The sequence below is a fragment of the Paenibacillus sp. JT22N1 genome (assembly GCF_059692155.1).
In genome coordinates, this window is sequence record NZ_JCAUAW010000004.1 from 159,259 (window position 1) to 176,636 (window position 17,378).

Annotated in this window: 19 protein-coding genes and 1 riboswitch; of the genes, 17 read left to right on the forward strand and 2 right to left on the reverse strand. The window is 44.4% G+C overall.

Going from position 1 to position 17,378, the window contains the following annotated elements; translation table 11 throughout:
• Positions 1 to 5 precede the first annotated feature (5 nt).
• A complete protein-coding gene (locus AC58UU_RS09855) occupies positions 6 to 560 on the forward strand; it encodes a CvpA family protein (protein ID WP_497315136.1) in 555 nt (184 codons plus the stop codon).
• Between the two features lie 569 nt (positions 561 to 1,129).
• The gene (locus AC58UU_RS09860) at positions 1,130 to 1,735 is read left to right on the forward strand and encodes a transposase (RefSeq protein ID WP_497315138.1); all 606 of its coding nucleotides are present in this window, start codon (positions 1,130 to 1,132) and stop codon (positions 1,733 to 1,735) included.
• A 146-nt stretch (positions 1,736 to 1,881) separates the two neighbouring features.
• Here AC58UU_RS09860 and AC58UU_RS09865 read toward each other — a convergent pair whose 3' ends face one another.
• Both AC58UU_RS09865 and AC58UU_RS09870 read right to left on the reverse strand, forming a co-directional pair.
• Positions 1,882 to 2,268: a cupredoxin domain-containing protein gene (locus tag AC58UU_RS09865; protein ID WP_171690791.1), complete on the reverse strand. Its 387-nt coding sequence runs from the start codon at positions 2,266 to 2,268 to the stop codon at positions 1,882 to 1,884.
• Between the two features lie 182 nt (positions 2,269 to 2,450).
• Positions 2,451 to 2,819 (reverse strand): phage holin family protein, encoded by a 369-nt coding sequence (locus AC58UU_RS09870; protein WP_171646508.1) that lies wholly within the window; start codon positions 2,817 to 2,819, stop codon positions 2,451 to 2,453.
• Positions 2,820 to 3,065: 246 nt separating this feature from the next.
• Here AC58UU_RS09870 and AC58UU_RS09875 point away from each other — a divergent pair, with 246 nt between their 5' ends.
• The 15 genes from AC58UU_RS09875 (at position 3,066) to cobT (ending at position 17,369) form a co-directional block, all read left to right on the forward strand.
• Complete coding sequence (locus tag AC58UU_RS09875) at positions 3,066 to 5,426, forward strand: endonuclease MutS2 (protein ID WP_497315140.1); 2,361 nt, start codon at positions 3,066 to 3,068, stop codon at positions 5,424 to 5,426.
• A gap of 144 nt (positions 5,427 to 5,570) precedes the next feature.
• On the forward strand, positions 5,571 to 6,251 hold the full coding sequence (locus AC58UU_RS09880; protein ID WP_497315142.1) for a PspA/IM30 family protein: 681 nt from the start codon (positions 5,571 to 5,573) through the stop codon (positions 6,249 to 6,251).
• Positions 6,252 to 6,330: 79 nt separating this feature from the next.
• Entirely contained in the window at positions 6,331 to 6,750 is a 420-nt protein-coding gene (locus AC58UU_RS09885) for a DUF350 domain-containing protein (protein WP_057304794.1), read from the forward strand.
• A gap of 137 nt (positions 6,751 to 6,887) precedes the next feature.
• Positions 6,888 to 7,388, forward strand: a complete 501-nt coding sequence (locus tag AC58UU_RS09890; RefSeq protein WP_497315144.1) for a hypothetical protein — start codon at positions 6,888 to 6,890, stop codon at positions 7,386 to 7,388.
• Positions 7,389 to 7,505: 117 nt separating this feature from the next.
• Positions 7,506 to 8,819 carry an MFS transporter gene (locus tag AC58UU_RS09895; RefSeq protein ID WP_497315146.1) on the forward strand — a complete coding sequence of 438 codons (1,314 nt, stop codon included), beginning with the start codon at positions 7,506 to 7,508 and terminating at the stop codon, positions 8,817 to 8,819.
• 83 nt (positions 8,820 to 8,902) lie between these two features.
• Positions 8,903 to 9,814 carry a cysteine synthase A gene (gene cysK / locus AC58UU_RS09900; RefSeq protein WP_497315561.1) on the forward strand — a complete coding sequence of 304 codons (912 nt, stop codon included), beginning with the start codon at positions 8,903 to 8,905 and terminating at the stop codon, positions 9,812 to 9,814.
• A gap of 170 nt (positions 9,815 to 9,984) precedes the next feature.
• Positions 9,985 to 10,281, forward strand: a complete 297-nt coding sequence (locus tag AC58UU_RS09905) for a hypothetical protein (RefSeq protein ID WP_497315148.1) — start codon at positions 9,985 to 9,987, stop codon at positions 10,279 to 10,281.
• Between the two features lie 182 nt (positions 10,282 to 10,463).
• The gene (locus tag AC58UU_RS09910; RefSeq protein ID WP_171690787.1) at positions 10,464 to 10,955 is read left to right on the forward strand and encodes an Lrp/AsnC family transcriptional regulator; all 492 of its coding nucleotides are present in this window, start codon (positions 10,464 to 10,466) and stop codon (positions 10,953 to 10,955) included.
• Positions 10,956 to 10,970: 15 nt separating this feature from the next.
• Entirely contained in the window at positions 10,971 to 12,176 is a 1,206-nt protein-coding gene (locus AC58UU_RS09915) for an aminotransferase class I/II-fold pyridoxal phosphate-dependent enzyme (RefSeq protein ID WP_497315149.1), read from the forward strand.
• A 68-nt stretch (positions 12,177 to 12,244) separates the two neighbouring features.
• The gene (locus AC58UU_RS09920; RefSeq protein ID WP_497315151.1) at positions 12,245 to 12,511 is read left to right on the forward strand and encodes an aspartyl-phosphate phosphatase Spo0E family protein; all 267 of its coding nucleotides are present in this window, start codon (positions 12,245 to 12,247) and stop codon (positions 12,509 to 12,511) included.
• Positions 12,512 to 12,572: 61 nt separating this feature from the next.
• Positions 12,573 to 13,100 (forward strand): hypothetical protein, encoded by a 528-nt coding sequence (locus AC58UU_RS09925; protein ID WP_497315153.1) that lies wholly within the window; start codon positions 12,573 to 12,575, stop codon positions 13,098 to 13,100.
• 32 nt (positions 13,101 to 13,132) lie between these two features.
• Positions 13,133 to 13,285, forward strand: a riboswitch (cobalamin riboswitch).
• 152 nt (positions 13,286 to 13,437) lie between these two features.
• Positions 13,438 to 14,451, forward strand: coding sequence for an ABC transporter substrate-binding protein (locus AC58UU_RS09930; RefSeq protein ID WP_497315155.1), 1,014 nt, complete (start codon positions 13,438 to 13,440; stop codon positions 14,449 to 14,451).
• A gap of 1 nt (position 14,452) precedes the next feature.
• Positions 14,453 to 15,490 carry a FecCD family ABC transporter permease gene (locus AC58UU_RS09935; protein ID WP_497315157.1) on the forward strand — a complete coding sequence of 346 codons (1,038 nt, stop codon included), beginning with the start codon at positions 14,453 to 14,455 and terminating at the stop codon, positions 15,488 to 15,490.
• Between the two features lie 5 nt (positions 15,491 to 15,495).
• Positions 15,496 to 16,272 (forward strand): ABC transporter ATP-binding protein, encoded by a 777-nt coding sequence (locus tag AC58UU_RS09940; protein WP_497315159.1) that lies wholly within the window; start codon positions 15,496 to 15,498, stop codon positions 16,270 to 16,272.
• 23 nt (positions 16,273 to 16,295) lie between these two features.
• On the forward strand, positions 16,296 to 17,369 hold the full coding sequence (gene cobT, locus AC58UU_RS09945) for a nicotinate-nucleotide--dimethylbenzimidazole phosphoribosyltransferase (RefSeq protein ID WP_497315161.1): 1,074 nt from the start codon (positions 16,296 to 16,298) through the stop codon (positions 17,367 to 17,369).
• Positions 17,370 to 17,378: the final 9 nt, after the last annotated feature.

A 17,378-nucleotide genomic window follows, 5' to 3' on the forward strand; every position in this document is an offset into this window, starting at 1 on the left:
CTACAGTGACACTGAATACACTAGACTATGTCATGTTGTCGATAGTAGCTTTGGGTCTGCTGCTTGGTTACTTTAGAGGATTTATTGCCCAGATTGTTTCGCTCTCAGGTTTTGTTCTCGCCTACCTCGTTGCATTTTATTTTTACAGGGATTTTGCCCCTCTGCTTCGAAATGCAGTTTCATTGCCTACCTATCAAAATTACCAAAAATACGAATTTATCGTAAAAGGCCTTAGTTTGGATACCTATATCCTGAACGCTTTAGCCTTTGCAATATTGTTTTTTGGCGTAAAGTTTGCACTAGTCATCGTAGGCAGAGCACTTAATATTCTAGCAAAAACCCCAGGCCTGAACTTCATCAACCGTTGGAGCGGAGCATTGTTGGGCTTAGCAGAAGCACTTTTGATCATCATTATAGCCGTCAATGTTATCACCATCATTCCCTCAGATGGGCTTCAAAAGTTGCTCTCAAGCTCAACCATAGCTCCATATTTAATTAACGAATTACCCAATATAGCAGGAAAACTCCAAGAACTCTGGAAGCAAGGAATTCCCCTATAGAAGCTGCCTACATTTCTAACATAGAAAGGGCAGCTTTTATCAGTTCCACAACGTAGATCAGTACCAGCAATAACAACGACCATCATACCCAGACCCACACCCACGATCTCAACCGAGCTTCGGAAATTTTACTCCAGAAATTGAGGCTAGGAACATCTAAGAAAACTACTTTTACGCAGGGGATATCCAAGTTAAATAACCTTTGCGAAATGGCAAAAACAACAGGCCTTATAATTGGGAAAATAATACCTTCACTAGAACCTTTACACTTTAAAATTATGTTTTCTGTGGTATCTACAAACTTTAAAAAACCTTGCCGAAGCATTATAACATTCTATGTCCCTGACGGAGATGAGACCGGTAGTACTGCAAAAGTTCCAAAACTAAAGCTTCAAATTGTTGATATGATTAGTCGATACTTGATTTGATATTTACATTGTAGATACTACAGAAAATGAATATTCATGATATTAATCTCGGAAACATAAACTACTTTACATGCAAACAAATGTTCTGCATAATACAAATATAGGAAATTATTATCAAGTTTTATTGAGAGGAGTCATTTCATGGATACATATTTATTTGAATCGTTGGATGACACTTTCAAGACAGAGGAAGATTGTGTAAGATTTCTGACGAAAAGACGGTGGGCCGGTGGGTTTTGTTGTCCGAGTTGTGATTATCATTTATTTTATACTGTGAAGACTCGCAATTTATTGGAGTGTAAAGAATGCCGCACGCAAATCTCATTAACGGCTGGAACAGTTATGCATAAATCTAAGCTTTCCTTGATGCTTTGGTTCAAAGCTATACGAGCATTGATCCAAGATGGTCAAACCTACTCAATTGCAGCGTTTGCGAGCTTGCTTGGAGTAAATTATCGAACTGCTAAGTTGATGCTGGAGAAGCTCCAACTAGCTTTATATAAGCAATACTCACGCATGGGTTCAGGTGCGGACAGAATTCGTAAACAAAAAGTAGAGTCCAGCCAAAATAAAAGAAAGCATACAACTTTTAACTCTCGAAAGATCAACACTAACTTTTGTGCGTATATGTTCACAAATTCCAAGAACATAAAGTATGTTGAGGATGTTTTGTTTAGAAAGTGGATGGATGCTTTCTTATCCGTCTATTTGTTTCCTGTCTATTTAAAGTACTGTCAGGTGCTTTGACGTAACGTTGTTGTCACTTATGAAGCATGAATGAACTTGCTTGCGAGGAAATATAATACCATGATCCAAATACAAAAAAGCCCTTATCGCTTTATTGCCGCGGTAAGAACTTATGAACTGATGAACTGATGAACTGATGACTTAAACTATTCAACAATCAATGTTGTTTTCATATTAGCGTGACCACTGCCACACATGATGGAACAGTTAATTGGGAAAGAACCTGCTTTATCTGGCGTAAAAGTAACTGTTTTGTTGCTATTATCGAGGTTTATTTTAAATTCTTTAATGGAAGCACCATGAACACCTTGAGCATTATCAAGCGTAATTGTAACTGGCTCTCCTTTTTTGACACGATATTCGGATTGGTCAAATTTGAAGTTAGTGGCTTTCAATAAAACTTGCTGGCCTGTAGCTTGCGTAGTTGCAGCGGGAGATGTAGAGGATTGTGCTGATTTCGTATCTTTGTTTCCACAAGCTGCTATCGCAATGACTAAGACTATTCCCATAAAAAGAACGAGTAATTTCTTCATGTATATCCCTCCGGAATTGTATTGGTTTCCCTCATCATTGTACACGACCTCTTCCGAAAAAACAGTGACAAACTCGTGAAAGAAATTGTTAAAAGAAAAGATCGGTCCGGCGAGTGAATACGCGGCAGACCGATCTTTTTTTGGCTCTAGCATGGATATCAGTTATCGAAACTGACAGGTTTTTATCGACGATTTTCTTTTCCTGAGATCCCTTGTTCAAAAGGGGTTTTCACAGGAATGAATAGGTCGATGATTCCGATGACTAAAGCAGCTAAAACGGCACCTATTATGCTCGTCGAAACATTACTCACGACAAACTGGGCGGCCCAAATGACAAGCGCGCTAACCAGAAAGCCTACGATTCCCCTGCCAAAGGGAGTGATTTGTTTGCCGAAGATCCCTTCAATGATCCAAGCAGCAACAGCAATGACCAAAGCTAGGAAAAAAGCGCTCCAGAAACCGCCGACTTTAAACCCTGGAACTAACCAGCTGACAAACATTAAAACCAAAGCAGAAACAATAAACCTTACCAGATGTCCGAGAAGATGCATCTCGTGGAACCTCCTTCTTTTTGCGATGAGATTAAGTTCTCATAACAAGAAGTGATTTTTTGCAAACTATGCTTGGTGTGTCTAAGTCTTGCAATTCCTTTTGGCAGGAGGATAGGTGCACAGCTTATTGTATCCAATTCGAGTGAATATTATGGTAGGCAGCATCTTCCATATAACGATTGTCTCCGTAGCTAATCAAGCTTGTTTTGGTTTATAATATAGGTTAGAGAAAAGAGGTTGGGATAGTTGAATAAGAAAATAATTAAAACATTAGATTATCAGAAGATTTTACATAAACTTGCTCATCATGCGTCAACTTCGCTTGGTAAGGATGTCGTGGAAAAGCTTGAGCCTAAAGGTGATTTTGAACTCGTCAAGCTACGGCTGCAAGCAACTGATGAGGCTGTTAATGTAGAACGATTGAAAGGGAATGCCCCTTTTGGTGGGATTCGTGATATTAGATCTTCATTGCACCGGGTTAGAATTGGTGGGATGTTAAACCCTACGGAGCTGCTCGATATTTCGACAACGATGTTCGGTACACGTAGGTTAAAGCGATTTGTTCTTGCGGTTCATGAAGAATACGCAATTCCAATGCTCAAAGAGCAGGTTGAATTACTCACAGAAAATAAGCCATTAGAAGATAAAATTAATAGCTGTATTGATGAGAATGCTGTTGTTGTTGACGGTGCGAGCCCTGAACTGGGACGTGTGCGAAGCGAACTACGCACAGGTGAAGGAAGAGTCCGCGAGAGGTTAGAACAAATGCTTCGCAATTCATCTGTTCAGAAAATGTTACAGGACGTATTGATCACTATTCGTAACGACCGTTTTGTAATCCCCGTTAAATCGGAGTATCGATCCAGCTTTGGCGGAATGATTCACGATCAGTCAGCATCGGGTGCGACACTGTATATTGAGCCAGATGCTATTGTTCAATTAAATAACAAAATTCGTGAATTAAAGTTTAAGGAAGAAGTTGAGATTGAGAAGATTTTACGCGCACTCACTGAGCTCGTTGCCGAACAAGTGGATTTGCTTGTGCTGGATGTGGATCAATTAGCTGAGCTTGATTTTACTTTTGCTAAAGCTGGTTTAGCTAGGGAACTGAAAGCTACAATGCCTAGATTAAATGATCGAGGTTTCATTAAAATAAAGCGAGGCCGGCATCCGCTTATCGCGGCTGATTCCGTTGTGCCGCTTGATTTGGAGTTGGGCAATGATTTCTCACAAATCATTGTGACCGGGCCTAATACAGGCGGTAAAACAGTTTCCCTCAAAACAGTGGGACTCCTTAGCTTAATGGCAATGTCAGGGTTGTTTGTGCCAGCCGAGGAAGGCAGTCAGTTATGTGTTTTCGATGCCATTTATGCGGATATTGGTGATGAGCAGAGTATTGAGCAGAATTTAAGTACTTTTTCGAGTCATATGACGAATATCATCAGCATTTTAAGAGATATGACACCAAAAAGTTTGGTTTTGCTTGATGAACTTGGAGCAGGTACTGATCCTGCTGAAGGTTCGGCTTTAGCGATCTCCATTTTGGATTATATTCATCAAATTGGTTGCCGAATCATTGCAACAACGCACTATTCGGAGTTAAAGGCTTATGCTTACCAAAAGCAAGGCACCATTAATGCAAGCATGGAATTTGATATACAAACGCTAAGTCCGACTTACCGCTTGCTTGTTGGTATTCCTGGTCGAAGTAATGCGTTTGCGATTGCAGAGCGTCTGGGTTTATCAAAACGCATTATTGAGCATGCACGTACGCAGGTGGGCGAGGAGGATAAGCGAGTCGAATCAATGATCGCGTCGCTTGAAGAGAACCGCTTGATTGCAGAAGCTGAGCGCCAAAGCGCTGAGAGGATGCGACGAGAGGCGGAAGAGATGCGCCAAACGTTAGAGGCTCAGCAGGCCAAGTTCGACGAGCAGCGCGATAAGCTGCTCGAGAAGGCCGAGCGCGACGCGCGTGAGGCTGTCGCCAAGGCGCGCCGCGAGGCGGATGAAATCATCGCCGGGCTGCGGCGCATGGCGCAGGAGGAAGCCGGTGGAGTCAAGGATCACCGGTTGGTAGAAGCTAAGCGCCGCCTCGATCAGGCGGCGCCAGAACTGCGCGAGAAGCAGGTTCGCGCGGCGAAGAAGCGGCCAGAGAGAATCGAGGCCGGGGATGAAGTGCGTGTCGTGACCCTGGGTCAGAAGGGTCACGTCGTAGAGATTGTTAGCGCCACCGAAGCAACGGTGCAGTTGGGAATAATGAAAATGAAGGTCGAGTTGTCGAATCTCGAAAAGATCGGCAGCACGGCTCAGAAAAAACCAGCTCATCAGGTGGCCACAACGGTCAAAAGAACACGAGATGATAACATTCGGATGGAACTGGATATGCGCGGTCTCAACATGGAGGACGCCCTGATAGAGGCTGATCGATTCCTGGATGAATCTTTCTTGGGCAACTTGGGTCAAGTGTATTTAATTCATGGTAAAGGAACAGGTGTGCTGCGTACTGGAATGCAGGAATATTTGCGCCGTCATAAGCATGTGAAGAGCTACCGCATGGGGAATTACAACGAAGGCGGAGCAGGAGTTACAATCGTCGAATTAAAATAACTTTTATAAATTTTTCATCTTTTTGAAACTCATTCTATGGGACTGCGTATGTAATATGTGTAAGCACCGGTGATTAAAAAATTAGCATCCGCAATACCCAAATTTTAAAATACATGTTTTATAAACCTTAGGAGGAATTCAAAAATGGGGATTTTTAAAAGACTTCGTGATATGACAATGGCTTCGGTTAATGACTTGCTGGACAAAGCAGAAGATCCTATTAAGATGTTAAATCAGTTTCTGCGTGACATGGAAGAAGATATCATGGAGGCTGAGGCTGCAGTAGCTAAGCAGATCGCAATTGAGAAGAAATTCAAGCTTCAATTCGAAGAATCAGAAGAGATGGTTACGAAACGAACTGAGCAAGCTATGAAAGCCCTTGAATCAGGCAATGAAGACCTGGCTCGCCGCGCTTTGGAAGACAAGAAAGAGCACCAAGGACGTTACGATGAATTGAAACGCCAATATGATCTTGCAAAAACGAATGCTGATCAACTTCGCAGCCAATTGACGGAAATGAAAGACGAGTTCAACAAAATGAAGAACAAGAAGGATTTGTTGATTGCTCGTGCTGAAACAGCAAAAGCTCAAAAACAAATCAATCAAGCGATGTCTGGTTTTGGTACGGACAATGCAGCTAAAGGTTTTGACCGTATGAGCGAGAAAGTGCTTCAAATGGAAGCTGAAGCGCAAGCAAGCGGTGAAATCCGTGCTAAAAACCGCAGCTTAGATGATGAGCTCGACGGACTTGGCGCAAGCAGCAGCGGAATTGATGACGAATTAGCAGCTATGAGAGCAAAGCTTGCTGAAAAAAAACAATCCTAATGTTATACTAATAGTACCTGCGAGAGACTGAGTCAAACTCAGTCTCTTCTATCTTTCGCGAAGGAAGGCAGGAGACGATATGAACGAAGAGGTGGATGTATTGCTAAGTAACCCGTATTTATCGACGCTTGCCTTTTTTGCAGTTGCTGTGATCGCGCTAGTTGTATTTCTAACGATTTTTGAAATGGTCACCAAATATGATGACTGGGCTGAGATCAAAAAAGGCAACTTATCTGTAGCGATGGCTACAGGTGGGAAGATTTTTGGGATTTGTAATCTGTTCCGATTCGCTATCCTAAACAATGACACGATGATTCATTCCCTCATCTGGGCAGGGTACGGATTCTTGCTTTTGCTGGCTGCCTACTTCATTTTTGAATTCTTGACGCCTTATTTCAAAATCGATGAGGAAATCAAGAAAGATAATCGCGCTGTAGGTTTCTTGTCCTTGACGCTTTCTGTCTCCCTTTCCTATGTGGTCGGAGCTTGTGTAACTTAGAATCATACATAATCTTGGAGGCTGAACAATGAAATACCTGTGGGGCACTTTGTTTGCCATCGCGTTTGTATTTATGGCGGCAGGGGTTTATTATTTACTGAAATATGCATGAATGCATTAGGTTGGAGGATTACGTAATGAGTACCAATGAAGAAATAGTTTGTCCATGGTGCCAAACAGAGATCGTTTGGGATCCAGAAATTGGACCCGAGGACGAATGTCCGCACTGTTTTAATGAACTGAACGATTATAGGAGCATCGATTTAAAGGTGAAACAAACAGGCCAACCGCTCCGCTTTGATGAACAAGAATATGCCGATTCGGATGAAGATTTATCATTGGCTTGGGATGATTCGGATGAACCTCTCGATAAATACGGAGAAAAAGTTCAGCATATAACAGACGAACAAGAAGAGGCACCCGAGTGCTCGAGCTGTCATGAACTATTGTTGTTTGCAGGTGCTGAGGTCACGAGTGGATCTTCTTTCACGCCAGTTATTCCCAAAACTTTAGGAAGTGCTTTCCTAACAGGTCCCTTTACTTCGAATGTCTATGTATGCCCGTCTTGCTTTAAAGTGGAGAAAATCTTATCTGATACAGATCGACTACTCATGGTTGAACGTATTAAATCGGAGTAGCGATGGAACCGAGTCCCTTATGGATTCGGTTTTTTTATATGTTTAGCCTCATATTTTTACTCGATTGGGGAAGCTTAACAAGAGCTATTTCGATCAATGGGAAAGGTGAGGAGGAATATGGAAAAGGATAAGAGTAAGAAATTTGTTCAACCAAGCAGGGAAATAGATGGCACAAGAAGCAATTATTTTGAAGACCGTGGAAGTGGAGCAGTTGAAGTTAAGGGTTCGCAGAAGAAAGGTCGGCTAGATGCTCAGGCGATTCTTTTACTAGTCGTTCACACGTTATTTGGCAGTGCAAATGCCTTGTCCGGAACTTTCGTTGGTGTGTATTTGTGGAAGGCCAAAAATGACTTCGCTTTAATCGGTTGGTTTACGTTGACGACGCATTTGACAATGGCGATTACCTTCTGGTTAGCAGGGAAATGGGTGAAGGAACACAATAAAATGAACTGCTTACGGGTCGGCGTTGCAGTTTCCGCGGGCTTTTATATGCTGGTATTGTGGCTTGGAGCAAACAGCTTTCACTATTTTGTTTGGTTAGGTATGGTCCAGGGAATTTCTGCTGGCTTATTCTGGGTGGCTTTTAATGTTGTTTATTTTGAAGTGACGGACCCTGATAATCGAGATCGGTTCAATGGCTGGGTAGGACTGTTGGGTTCTGGCGCCGGAATAGTCGCACCCTGGATCTCCGGTTTACTGATTGTGAGTTTGGGAGATGGTGCTGGGTATCGTTTAATCTTTTCCATCTCGTTAGGGATCTTTTTGCTAGGCGTGATCATTAGTTTCTTTTTGAAAAAACGGAAGGTACAAGGTACCTACGAATGGTTGTTTCCCTTGCATTGTCTAAGGCAAGTCGAAACACCTTGGAAACGCGTATGCTTAGCCTTGGTATTTCAAGGAGTTCGAGAGGGTGTCTTTGGTTTCATGATCGCACTTCTCGTCTACATATCCACTTCAAGTGAAGCTAGCTTAGGGAGTTTCGTATTGATTACTTCCGCGGTATCTTTAGTAAGTTTCTGGGCGGCGGGACGATTTATTAAGCCACGTTTTCGTAAGATCAGTATGCTGATTGGCGCTGCTATGATCGTAACCGTTATTATTCCTTTTTTCTGGAAAATGGGGTATAGCACTTTACTTATTTTCGGCATTGGAGCTGCGCTATTCTTTCCGATGTATTCGGTGCCTATGGTGTCGACTGTATTCGATCTAATTGGTTCAAATGAAGCCAGCGCTAAGCAGCGGGAGGAGTATGTTGTTCTTCGTGAGCTTTCACTCAATGTGGGGCGTGTGTGCGGTGTGCTCTTATTCATTTGTGTTATTTCATGGAGTAAAGCTCCGCTCGTGATTAACGTACTGTTATTGATCATTGGCAGCTCACCGCTGGTCAGCTGGTACTTTATGAAGAAGCAGTTAACTGTAATTAGAACTTGACATCTTTCACGCTTCCCGATAAAAATGTGGGTATAGATTGTTTTATTGGGAAGAGGAGGGGGTAACCCTTGACACATAAAAAAATGGTGAATAGCATCACAGAGCTGATTGGTGATACACCTGCCGTGCGGATTAACCGATTGGTAGGTCCGAATGATGCGGAGCTCTACGTGAAGCTTGAATACTTTAATCCAAGCGGCAGTGTAAAAGACCGCGCTGCGTTTAATTTAATCGAACAGGCGGAGAAAGATGGCCTGCTTCGTCCAGGCGCTACGATTATCGAGCCGACAAGCGGTAATACTGGCATTGGACTTGCCATGAATGCGGCAGCTAGAGGCTACAAGGCCATTCTAATCATGCCGGACAACATGACCAAAGAACGCATTAATCTGCTCAAGGCCTATGGTGCAGAGGTCGTACTCACTCCCGCCGCACTGCGGATGCCGGGAGCGATTGAGAAAGCGAAGGAGTTGCGGGATCAGATACCTGGCAGCTATATCCCGCAGCAGTTCGAGAACCCGGCGAATCCGAGCATTCATCGGACGACAACAGCTCCGGAAATTCTGGAGCAAATGGACGGGCGTCTGGATGCTTTCGTAGCAACTTCAGGCACGGGCGGAACGATCACCGGAACGGGTGAGGTGCTGCGGGAGAAGCTGCCGGATATCCAGATCTATGTGGTGGAGCCGAAGGGTTCCCCGGTTCTGTCTGGAGGAAGTCCAGGTCCGCATAAACTCGTTGGTACGAGTCCAGGCTTCGTACCGGCTATTCTGAACACAAACGTATACGATCAGATCGTGCAGGTATCTGACGAAGATGCAATTCGAACCATGAAAGATCTGGCCAGCAAGGAAGGCATTCTTGTGGGACCTTCGGCCGGGGCCTCGGTGTGGACAGGTATGCAGATAGCCCGTGAGCTAGGAGCGGGCAAGAGAGTGCTCTGTATTGCACCGGATACGGGCGAAAGATATTTGAGTATGGACATTTTTGATTAAATGCATAAGTAAGTTAGAAAATATAAGCGGCCCACCGGATCCATATGATTCGGATGGGCCGTTCTACATTATTTCTTAATATAAAAGATAATAAAAGAATATTGAATAAAAATTCATAATTGAGTATAATTATAAGTATAAGAAGGTTTGGGATGAAAGGTGGAAATACTGTGAAATTAGCCTACATTAATGCGCTTCCTGAAGAAGGTCAATTCCAGGAATTTATACAGACATATACAGAAGAATGCATAACATTTGGAGCTCAAGCGATTGTGGATTGGAACGATTTCCAATCGGAGCACGTTATCTCGGTTTATGATGAGAATAAGCTTGTCGGAATCGGTTGTATGGCGGGAGAATGTCATGTCCATGTACGCCCAACGTATGAGCATCGTGAAATTGGAACTATGATGAACAAATTGCTGCAAGCCGAATCGAAGGTTAGTTTGGTTCACGGACAATCCTGAAAATTACTGGTAGGCAGAGGCTACTCGGGAGATCCCAGTGGCCTTTTACTATTTGTGAGGTGGAAAATTCGGTTTTACAAAAATATTCCGTTCTAAAACAAGCTCAGTAATTGAATTTGGACAGCAATTCATTGTAAGATTAAAGGATGAACGAATCAGATTTCAGAAAGGTAGGTTTAACCATGGATGCTTTGAAGCTTAATATTCTCGAACTACTGAAGGAAGATGCCCGCAGGAGTGCGGACTTGATCGCCACTATGCTAGGAACGGCGGAGGCCGAGGTGGCGCGAGCGATAAGCGAGATGGAAGCGGATAAGGTCATCGTCAAATACGCGACAGTAGTTAACTGGAGTAAAGTGGATGACGAAAAGGTTACCGCCCTAATTGAAGTGCAAATTACGCCGGAACGCGGACACGGGTTTGATGCTATCGCGGAACGGATCTATTTATATCCAGAAGTCAAATCGGTTTATCTCATGTCTGGCGCTTATGATTTACTTGTGGAAATTGAGGGCAGTTCTCTCAAACAAGTCGCTTCTTTCGTGTCCAACAAGCTCTCGCCGATTGACCGTGTACTTTCAACAAAGACGAATTTTATATTAAAAAAATACAAACAAGACGGCATTATATTCGAGGATCAGGAAGACGATCACCGGATGCTCGTTTCGCCGTAAAGAAGAGGGAATGTCATGATCAAAGATGAGATAACGATCCAGCAGAACAAGGTAAAATCGATGCAGGACTACCTCGCTCCTGCCGTACGTGAAATGAAGCCTTCAGGTATTCGGAAGTTTTTTGATTTGGTGAGTAACAGTAAGGAAGATATTATTTCTCTTGGTGTAGGGGAACCGGATTTTTCAACACCTTGGCATGTCCGTGAAGCAGCTGTGCATTCTTTGGAACGCGGTAGAACGAAATACACGCCAAACTCAGGTATTCCTGAGCTTCGTGAAGCGATTGCCGATTACCTTCATACGTCGTTTAAAGTGAAATATGAGCCATCGAATGAAGTTCTTGTTACGGTAGGCGGCAGTGAAGCGATTGACTTAGCACTCCGAGCTTTGATAACGCCCGGCGATGAGATTCTTATCCCTGAACCTTGTTATATTTCTTATTCCCCAATTACGAGCATAAGCGGCGGTGTAGCTGTTGGGATAGAAACATTCGCGAAGGATCAGTTCAAGCTGACTGAGAAAGCACTTCGCGACGCGATTACGCCACGCTCCAAGATATTGATTCTCTGCTATCCTAGCAATCCAACAGGCGGTATTATGACCTATGAGGATTGGCTTCCGATTGCCAAAGTCATTGAAGAGAAGGATCTTATTGTCATTTCCGATGAAATATATGCGGAGCTGACTTATGGTCAGAAGCACGTGAGCTTCGCGGCTATTCCTGGTATGAAAGATCGGACAATCTTGGTTAGCGGTTTCTCCAAAGCTTTTGCCATGACAGGCTGGCGGATGGGTTATGCCTGCGGTCACCAGGAGCTGATTTCGGCGATGACCAAAATTCATCAATATACGGTGATGTGCGCACCGGTCATGGGTCAAGTTGCTGCTCACGAGGCGTTGACGAATGGGATGGAAGAAAAAGATCGGATGATCGAGTCCTATAACCAGCGCAGACGTCTCATTGTAAAAGGGTTCCGAGATATTGGTCTCGAATGCCATGAGCCGCAAGGCGCTTTCTATGCATTTCCAAGTATTGTCGCTACAGGATTAACTTCAGAAGAGTTTGCACAACGGCTATTATTTGAGTCAAAGGTTGCTGCCGTGCCTGGAGATGTGTTTGGTTTAGGTGGAGAAGGTTTCTTACGTTGTTCATATGCTTATAGTGTTTCTCAACTAAATGAAGCTTTAGAGAGAATTGGAAATTTTATGAGAAAATTGTAATGAATAACGTAAATAAATATGTTCATTATTGATGAAAACTGGTATTCTTGTAGTAAGGAGGGATGAGCATGGCTTTTATGGAATATCAACTATCAACCTATCAAAAACATTTTCAAATTCGTGAACAGGATTTCGGACAACGTTGGTTGACCAAGCGTGCGAAGAAGCAAAACTCCCTTACCTTATTAGAAGAAGAGATTCATTCTCTGCGACGCAGGTTAGAAAAGATGGTTTTTGATGGGGAAGAAATGACATCTGATTCCGTCGTTGAATTGAGCACAATCCTAGACCGAAAAATAAATGAATATATGCATAATGGGAAAAAAAGTCGGTGAAAACCGACTTTTCTCGCGATTATCGATGGATTCAGATAACAAACGGAGGTACGCTTACAACATGAAAGTGAAATGGCTGTTGGTTATGATGATGGGACTTATGGTGTTCCTTACGGGTTGCGGCGGACCGAAGCCGGATGTATCTATATTTATGATGGGCTCTAATGGTTTTCCAAGTGAAGCAGGGGACAAGCTGGAGATTTCCTTGAAGTCCAAGGTGGGCGAGGTTCCTACAGTCAAAGTCAATACATCCCCTATTTTTTCGTTGGAAAAAATGATTGTAGAACTGGCTGCAGGAGGCAATGGCATCTTCATTCTTGCGGAAGATCAATTCAAATCACTTAGTAATCAAGCGGGTTTCGTTTCTTTGGATGATACGATCAAACCGGAAGATTATCCGGATGGTGTTATTCAAATAACCGAAGAAGGCAAGCCTGCTGAAAAGCATCTATATGGTATTCCTCTTGCAGGAAACAAATGGATGAAAGAACAAGGTTTTGAAGGAAAAGGCTTGGTGGCTTTTATTCCTCAAAATGCTCCAAAGTTGAATGAGTCGAAACAAGTGCTCAAAGTAATTGCACAAAAGTAACAAGAAGTCTATAATCGACAAATAGATTGATAGTAAAATATGCAGCCATAGGTGCTGGTAAGCTCATTAAGAAGAGATTGCCACTTAAAAGGGAAGCCGGTTAAAGTCCGGCACGGTCCCGCCACTGTAATCCAGGCATGAGTTGCCGGGAGAGTCAGGATACCTGCCCATGGTGCCGTTTACGACATCCTTCGAGGAAAAGGATCGCGTTAAATCAGGAAGCAACCTGCGGGTTGCTGAGCGCCGCGATTTATCGTCCCCTTTGTTCCTTCGAGAACAAAGGGGCTTTTTTGTTAGGGTCAATCGAAATAAATTGTTCAGAGAGAGGGTTTGCTAGATGAAAAGGAATTCAGTAAAAAAAGCATTTATTCTTACAGTAGCGCTAGTAACAGCAATTAGTCTCGCAGCTTGCGGTAAAAAGGAAACGGAAATTTCTAATCCGTCTAAGCTTGGCGGGGAAGGGACGAAAGCTCCTGCTGCAACGACGACACCATCAACAGCAGCCAAAAAGACGGTCTACCCTTTGAAAATAAAGGATGCTACGGGCAAGGAGTTTACTTTTGATAAAGCGCCTGAGCGTATTGCATCCGTCTCCCCGGCAGAGACTGAAGCCCTTTTTGCAATTGGGCTGGAGGCTAATATAGTTGGTGTATCTGATTTTGATGATTATCCAGAAGCGGCTAAAACAAAACCGAAACTTGGCAGCATAACGAAACCTAACCAAGAAGCGGTGATCGCAGCTAACGCGAATGTTGTATTCACTGGGGTTTCGATGAAACCCGATACGGTAGAAAAGCTGCGTACTTTGAATATTAACGTGTTTAAAGTGGAGCCGAAAACCTTGGATGATGCCATTGCTAACATTCAAACTTACGGATTGATTACAGATCATCAGGAGCAAGCGGAAAAAGTGGTTGCTAAGATGAAAGCGGACCGTCAAAAGGTTGTTAATGCAGTGAAAGACGTCAAGCAAGAGAACAAGAAAAAGGTATACATTGAATTTGCCCCAGGATGGACAGTGGGCAGTGGCGAATACATGGATGAATTGATCAAGCTTTCTGGCGGGATTAACGTCGCAGGAGACGGAAAAGGCTGGTATCAAATCAGTGAAGAGAAAATCATTCAACAAAACCCAGGTGTAATTCTGTTCGCCAATGGGGTTGTCGATAGTAAGAGCAAGAAACCACTTGATGAAATTATACGTACGCGAAGCGGTTGGGATGCCATTGATGCCGTGAAGAACAAGCAGGTGATTGGCCTCGACCAGAACATGCTCAGCCGTCCTGGTCCAAGACTGACCGATGGATTGCTTGAAATGGCGAAAGGCATTTATCCCGAACTGGTGAAATAAAATGAAAAGAAAATTAATGCTATGGGGAGGAGTAGGGGTTATACTCCTTCTTCTTTCTATTGTGGCGAGCTTATCGCTTGGCACTGCTAATCTCCCCGTTCTGCAAATTGCCAGTATTCTCGCCAAGCATATCCCTTGGCTGGGAGATCACATCGATGCCACCTGGCCGCAGTCGTCGGAACAAATCATTAATAAAGTACGATTTCCTCGTGTATTACTGGGAATTCTTGTAGGGGCCTCACTCTCTATTGCAGGGGCAGCTTTTCAAGGTGTGCTGCGCAATCCGCTTGCGGATCCTTATGCACTCGGTGTATCCTCGGGGGCTTCTGTAGGAGCCGCATTTTTAATCTATTTTGGACTGCAAGTGGCGTGGTTTGGGCAATGGTCGATCCCTATTGTTGCCTTCGTAACGGGACTTATTTCTTTATTTCTAGTTCTAAAGCTGGCCCAGATCGAAGGGAAGCTGAAGATGGAGACGCTTATTTTATCAGGCGTGGTCATGCAGGCATTTCTAGGGGCTATTGTATCCTTTATGGTGTCTATTTCCAATCAAGTCATTAATGAAATCATTTTCTGGCTAATGGGCAGCTTGGCAATGCGAGGTTGGTCGTATACCTATATCATTTCACCCTATTTAATTATCGGTTTTGTCGTGCTGCTTAGCTATGCAAGGTCGTTAAATTTACTGGCTCTGGGTGAGCGGCAGGCGTCACATCTCGGTGTGAGTGTAGAACGTACAAAGCTGATTGTGCTAATTGTGGCTACATTCCTAACTGCCGCTGCGGTCTCGGTTGCCGGTGTAATCGGTTTTGTAGGGCTCATCGTGCCACATTTAGTGCGATTATTGGTAGGTCCGGATTATCGGTTGATTATTCCATTGTCCGCAATTGGTGGCGGCGTTTATGTCCTCTGGGCAGATACACTTGCCCGTACCCTGCTGAGTCCAACCGAAATTCCACTTGGGGTTATCACGGCATTTCTGGGTGCGCCATTTTTTGCTTATTTGCTCCACAAGGATAAGAAAACGTTAAGAGGTTGATCAAGATGATTAAAGTGGAGCACCTTTCCCAAAGCTTTAAGGAACAGCAAGTGCTGGAGAACATCAGCTTTGAGATCAAGCAGGGTGAATTTTTTGGCATTATTGGGCCAAACGGCAGCGGTAAGTCGACGTTACTCCGTCTAATATCAGGGATTGATCCTGTTAAAAACGGAAGTGTTGACCTGGGTGGCCGATTAGTATCCTCCTATTCACGAAAAGAGCTGGCTAGATGGCTTGCTGTCCTCCAGCAGGATGCGCTGCCTCCAGTAGGCTTTACGGTCCGTGAAGTGGTGGAAATGGGCCGATATCCTTTTCAGAATTGGCTTGGTGAGGAGCCGGCTGATGCGGAAGGTTTAATTGATGGGATTGTCCGGAAGCTGCACTTGGAACCGCTGATTGATCGAACAATCGAGCGCCTCAGCGGCGGTGAAAGGCAGCGTGTCGCTCTTGCTAAAGTGATGGCGCAGCAGCCGCGGCTGCTTATGCTGGATGAACCAACAACGTTCTTGGATATCGGATATCAAGTACAGATGATGGACTACATCAAGGAATGGCAGCTAGAATCCGAGTTGACGGTTGTAGCTGTCCTGCATGACTTGAATTTGGCTGCGCAGTACTGCACGCGTTTAATGGTTATACATAATGGCGAGCTTGCAGCGATAGGAACACCTGATGAAATCATTACCAGCGGATTAATCAGCGAAGTGTATGGAACAGAACCGATTGTCCTGCAGCACCCCGTTAACGATGCGCCGCAAATTTTATTACAGCCAGGAAAATAGTTGAGCTATCGGAGGACACAATCATGAATAAGTTGCAAGAGATTATAGATAGCATTAAGCCTATTTATCAAGAGGTAGTGAACCAAGCAAATGAGCATTTAAATCAGTTGACGAAACCACAGGGAAGCCTCGGGAAACTGGAAGATATTGCGCGTCAGGTTGCTGGAATTACGGGCGAAGTGATGCCGATTTTTGAGAAAAAAGCGGTTATCGTAATGGCCGGGGATCACGGCGTATGTGAAGAAGGAATTAGTGCATTTCCGGCGGAAGTAACGCCTCAAATGGTGCTTAATTTCCTTTATGGCGGGGCTGCAGTCAACGTTCTTGCCAGACATGCCGGCGCTGAAGTTGTCTGTGTCGATATGGGGGTTAATGCTGACCTGGAGCATCCTAATCTCGTTTCTCGTAAAGTAAGAAAAGGGACACGTAATATGGCGCGTGAAGCGGCACTAACGTTGGATGAGACTGTGCAGGCAATACAAGCTGGTGTAGAAGTTGTAGATGAATTGGTGGGAAAGGGCTATCGACTCTTTGCTATGGGAGATATGGGGATTGGCAATACAACGGCAAGCGCTGCGATTCTATGCGCTTTGACGGGCTTGGATGCCAGCATAGCAGTTGGCCGCGGAACGGGCATTGATGATGGCAAATGGTTGCATAAAGTGTCTGTTGTGAATAAGGCGCTGGATGTGAATGGGCTTTGTGTGGATGAGGTGAATAGATCAAGCGCTGAGTATGCGCTCGATGTGTTAATGAAGGTCGGCGGATTGGAGATCGCTGGACTTGTTGGCGTGATTCTCGGCGCAGCGAAGAATCGCTGTCCGGTGGTCGTCGACGGCTTCATCTCGTCGGCAGCTGCACTTGTGGCGAGCCGATTAGCACCGCTAAGCGCGTCCTACATGCTCGCTTCGCACTTATCGCAGGAGCAGGGGCATGCGAAGCTGCTCGAAGCGGTTGGCCTCGCAGCGATGCTGCAGATGGATATGCGCCTGGGCGAAGGAACGGGCGCGGTGCTTGCTTTTAACTTGATCGATGCCGCAGGCAAGATCATGAAGGAAATGGCGACATTCGAAAGCGCAGGCGTGTCGCGGGGGTAGCCGTGTAGG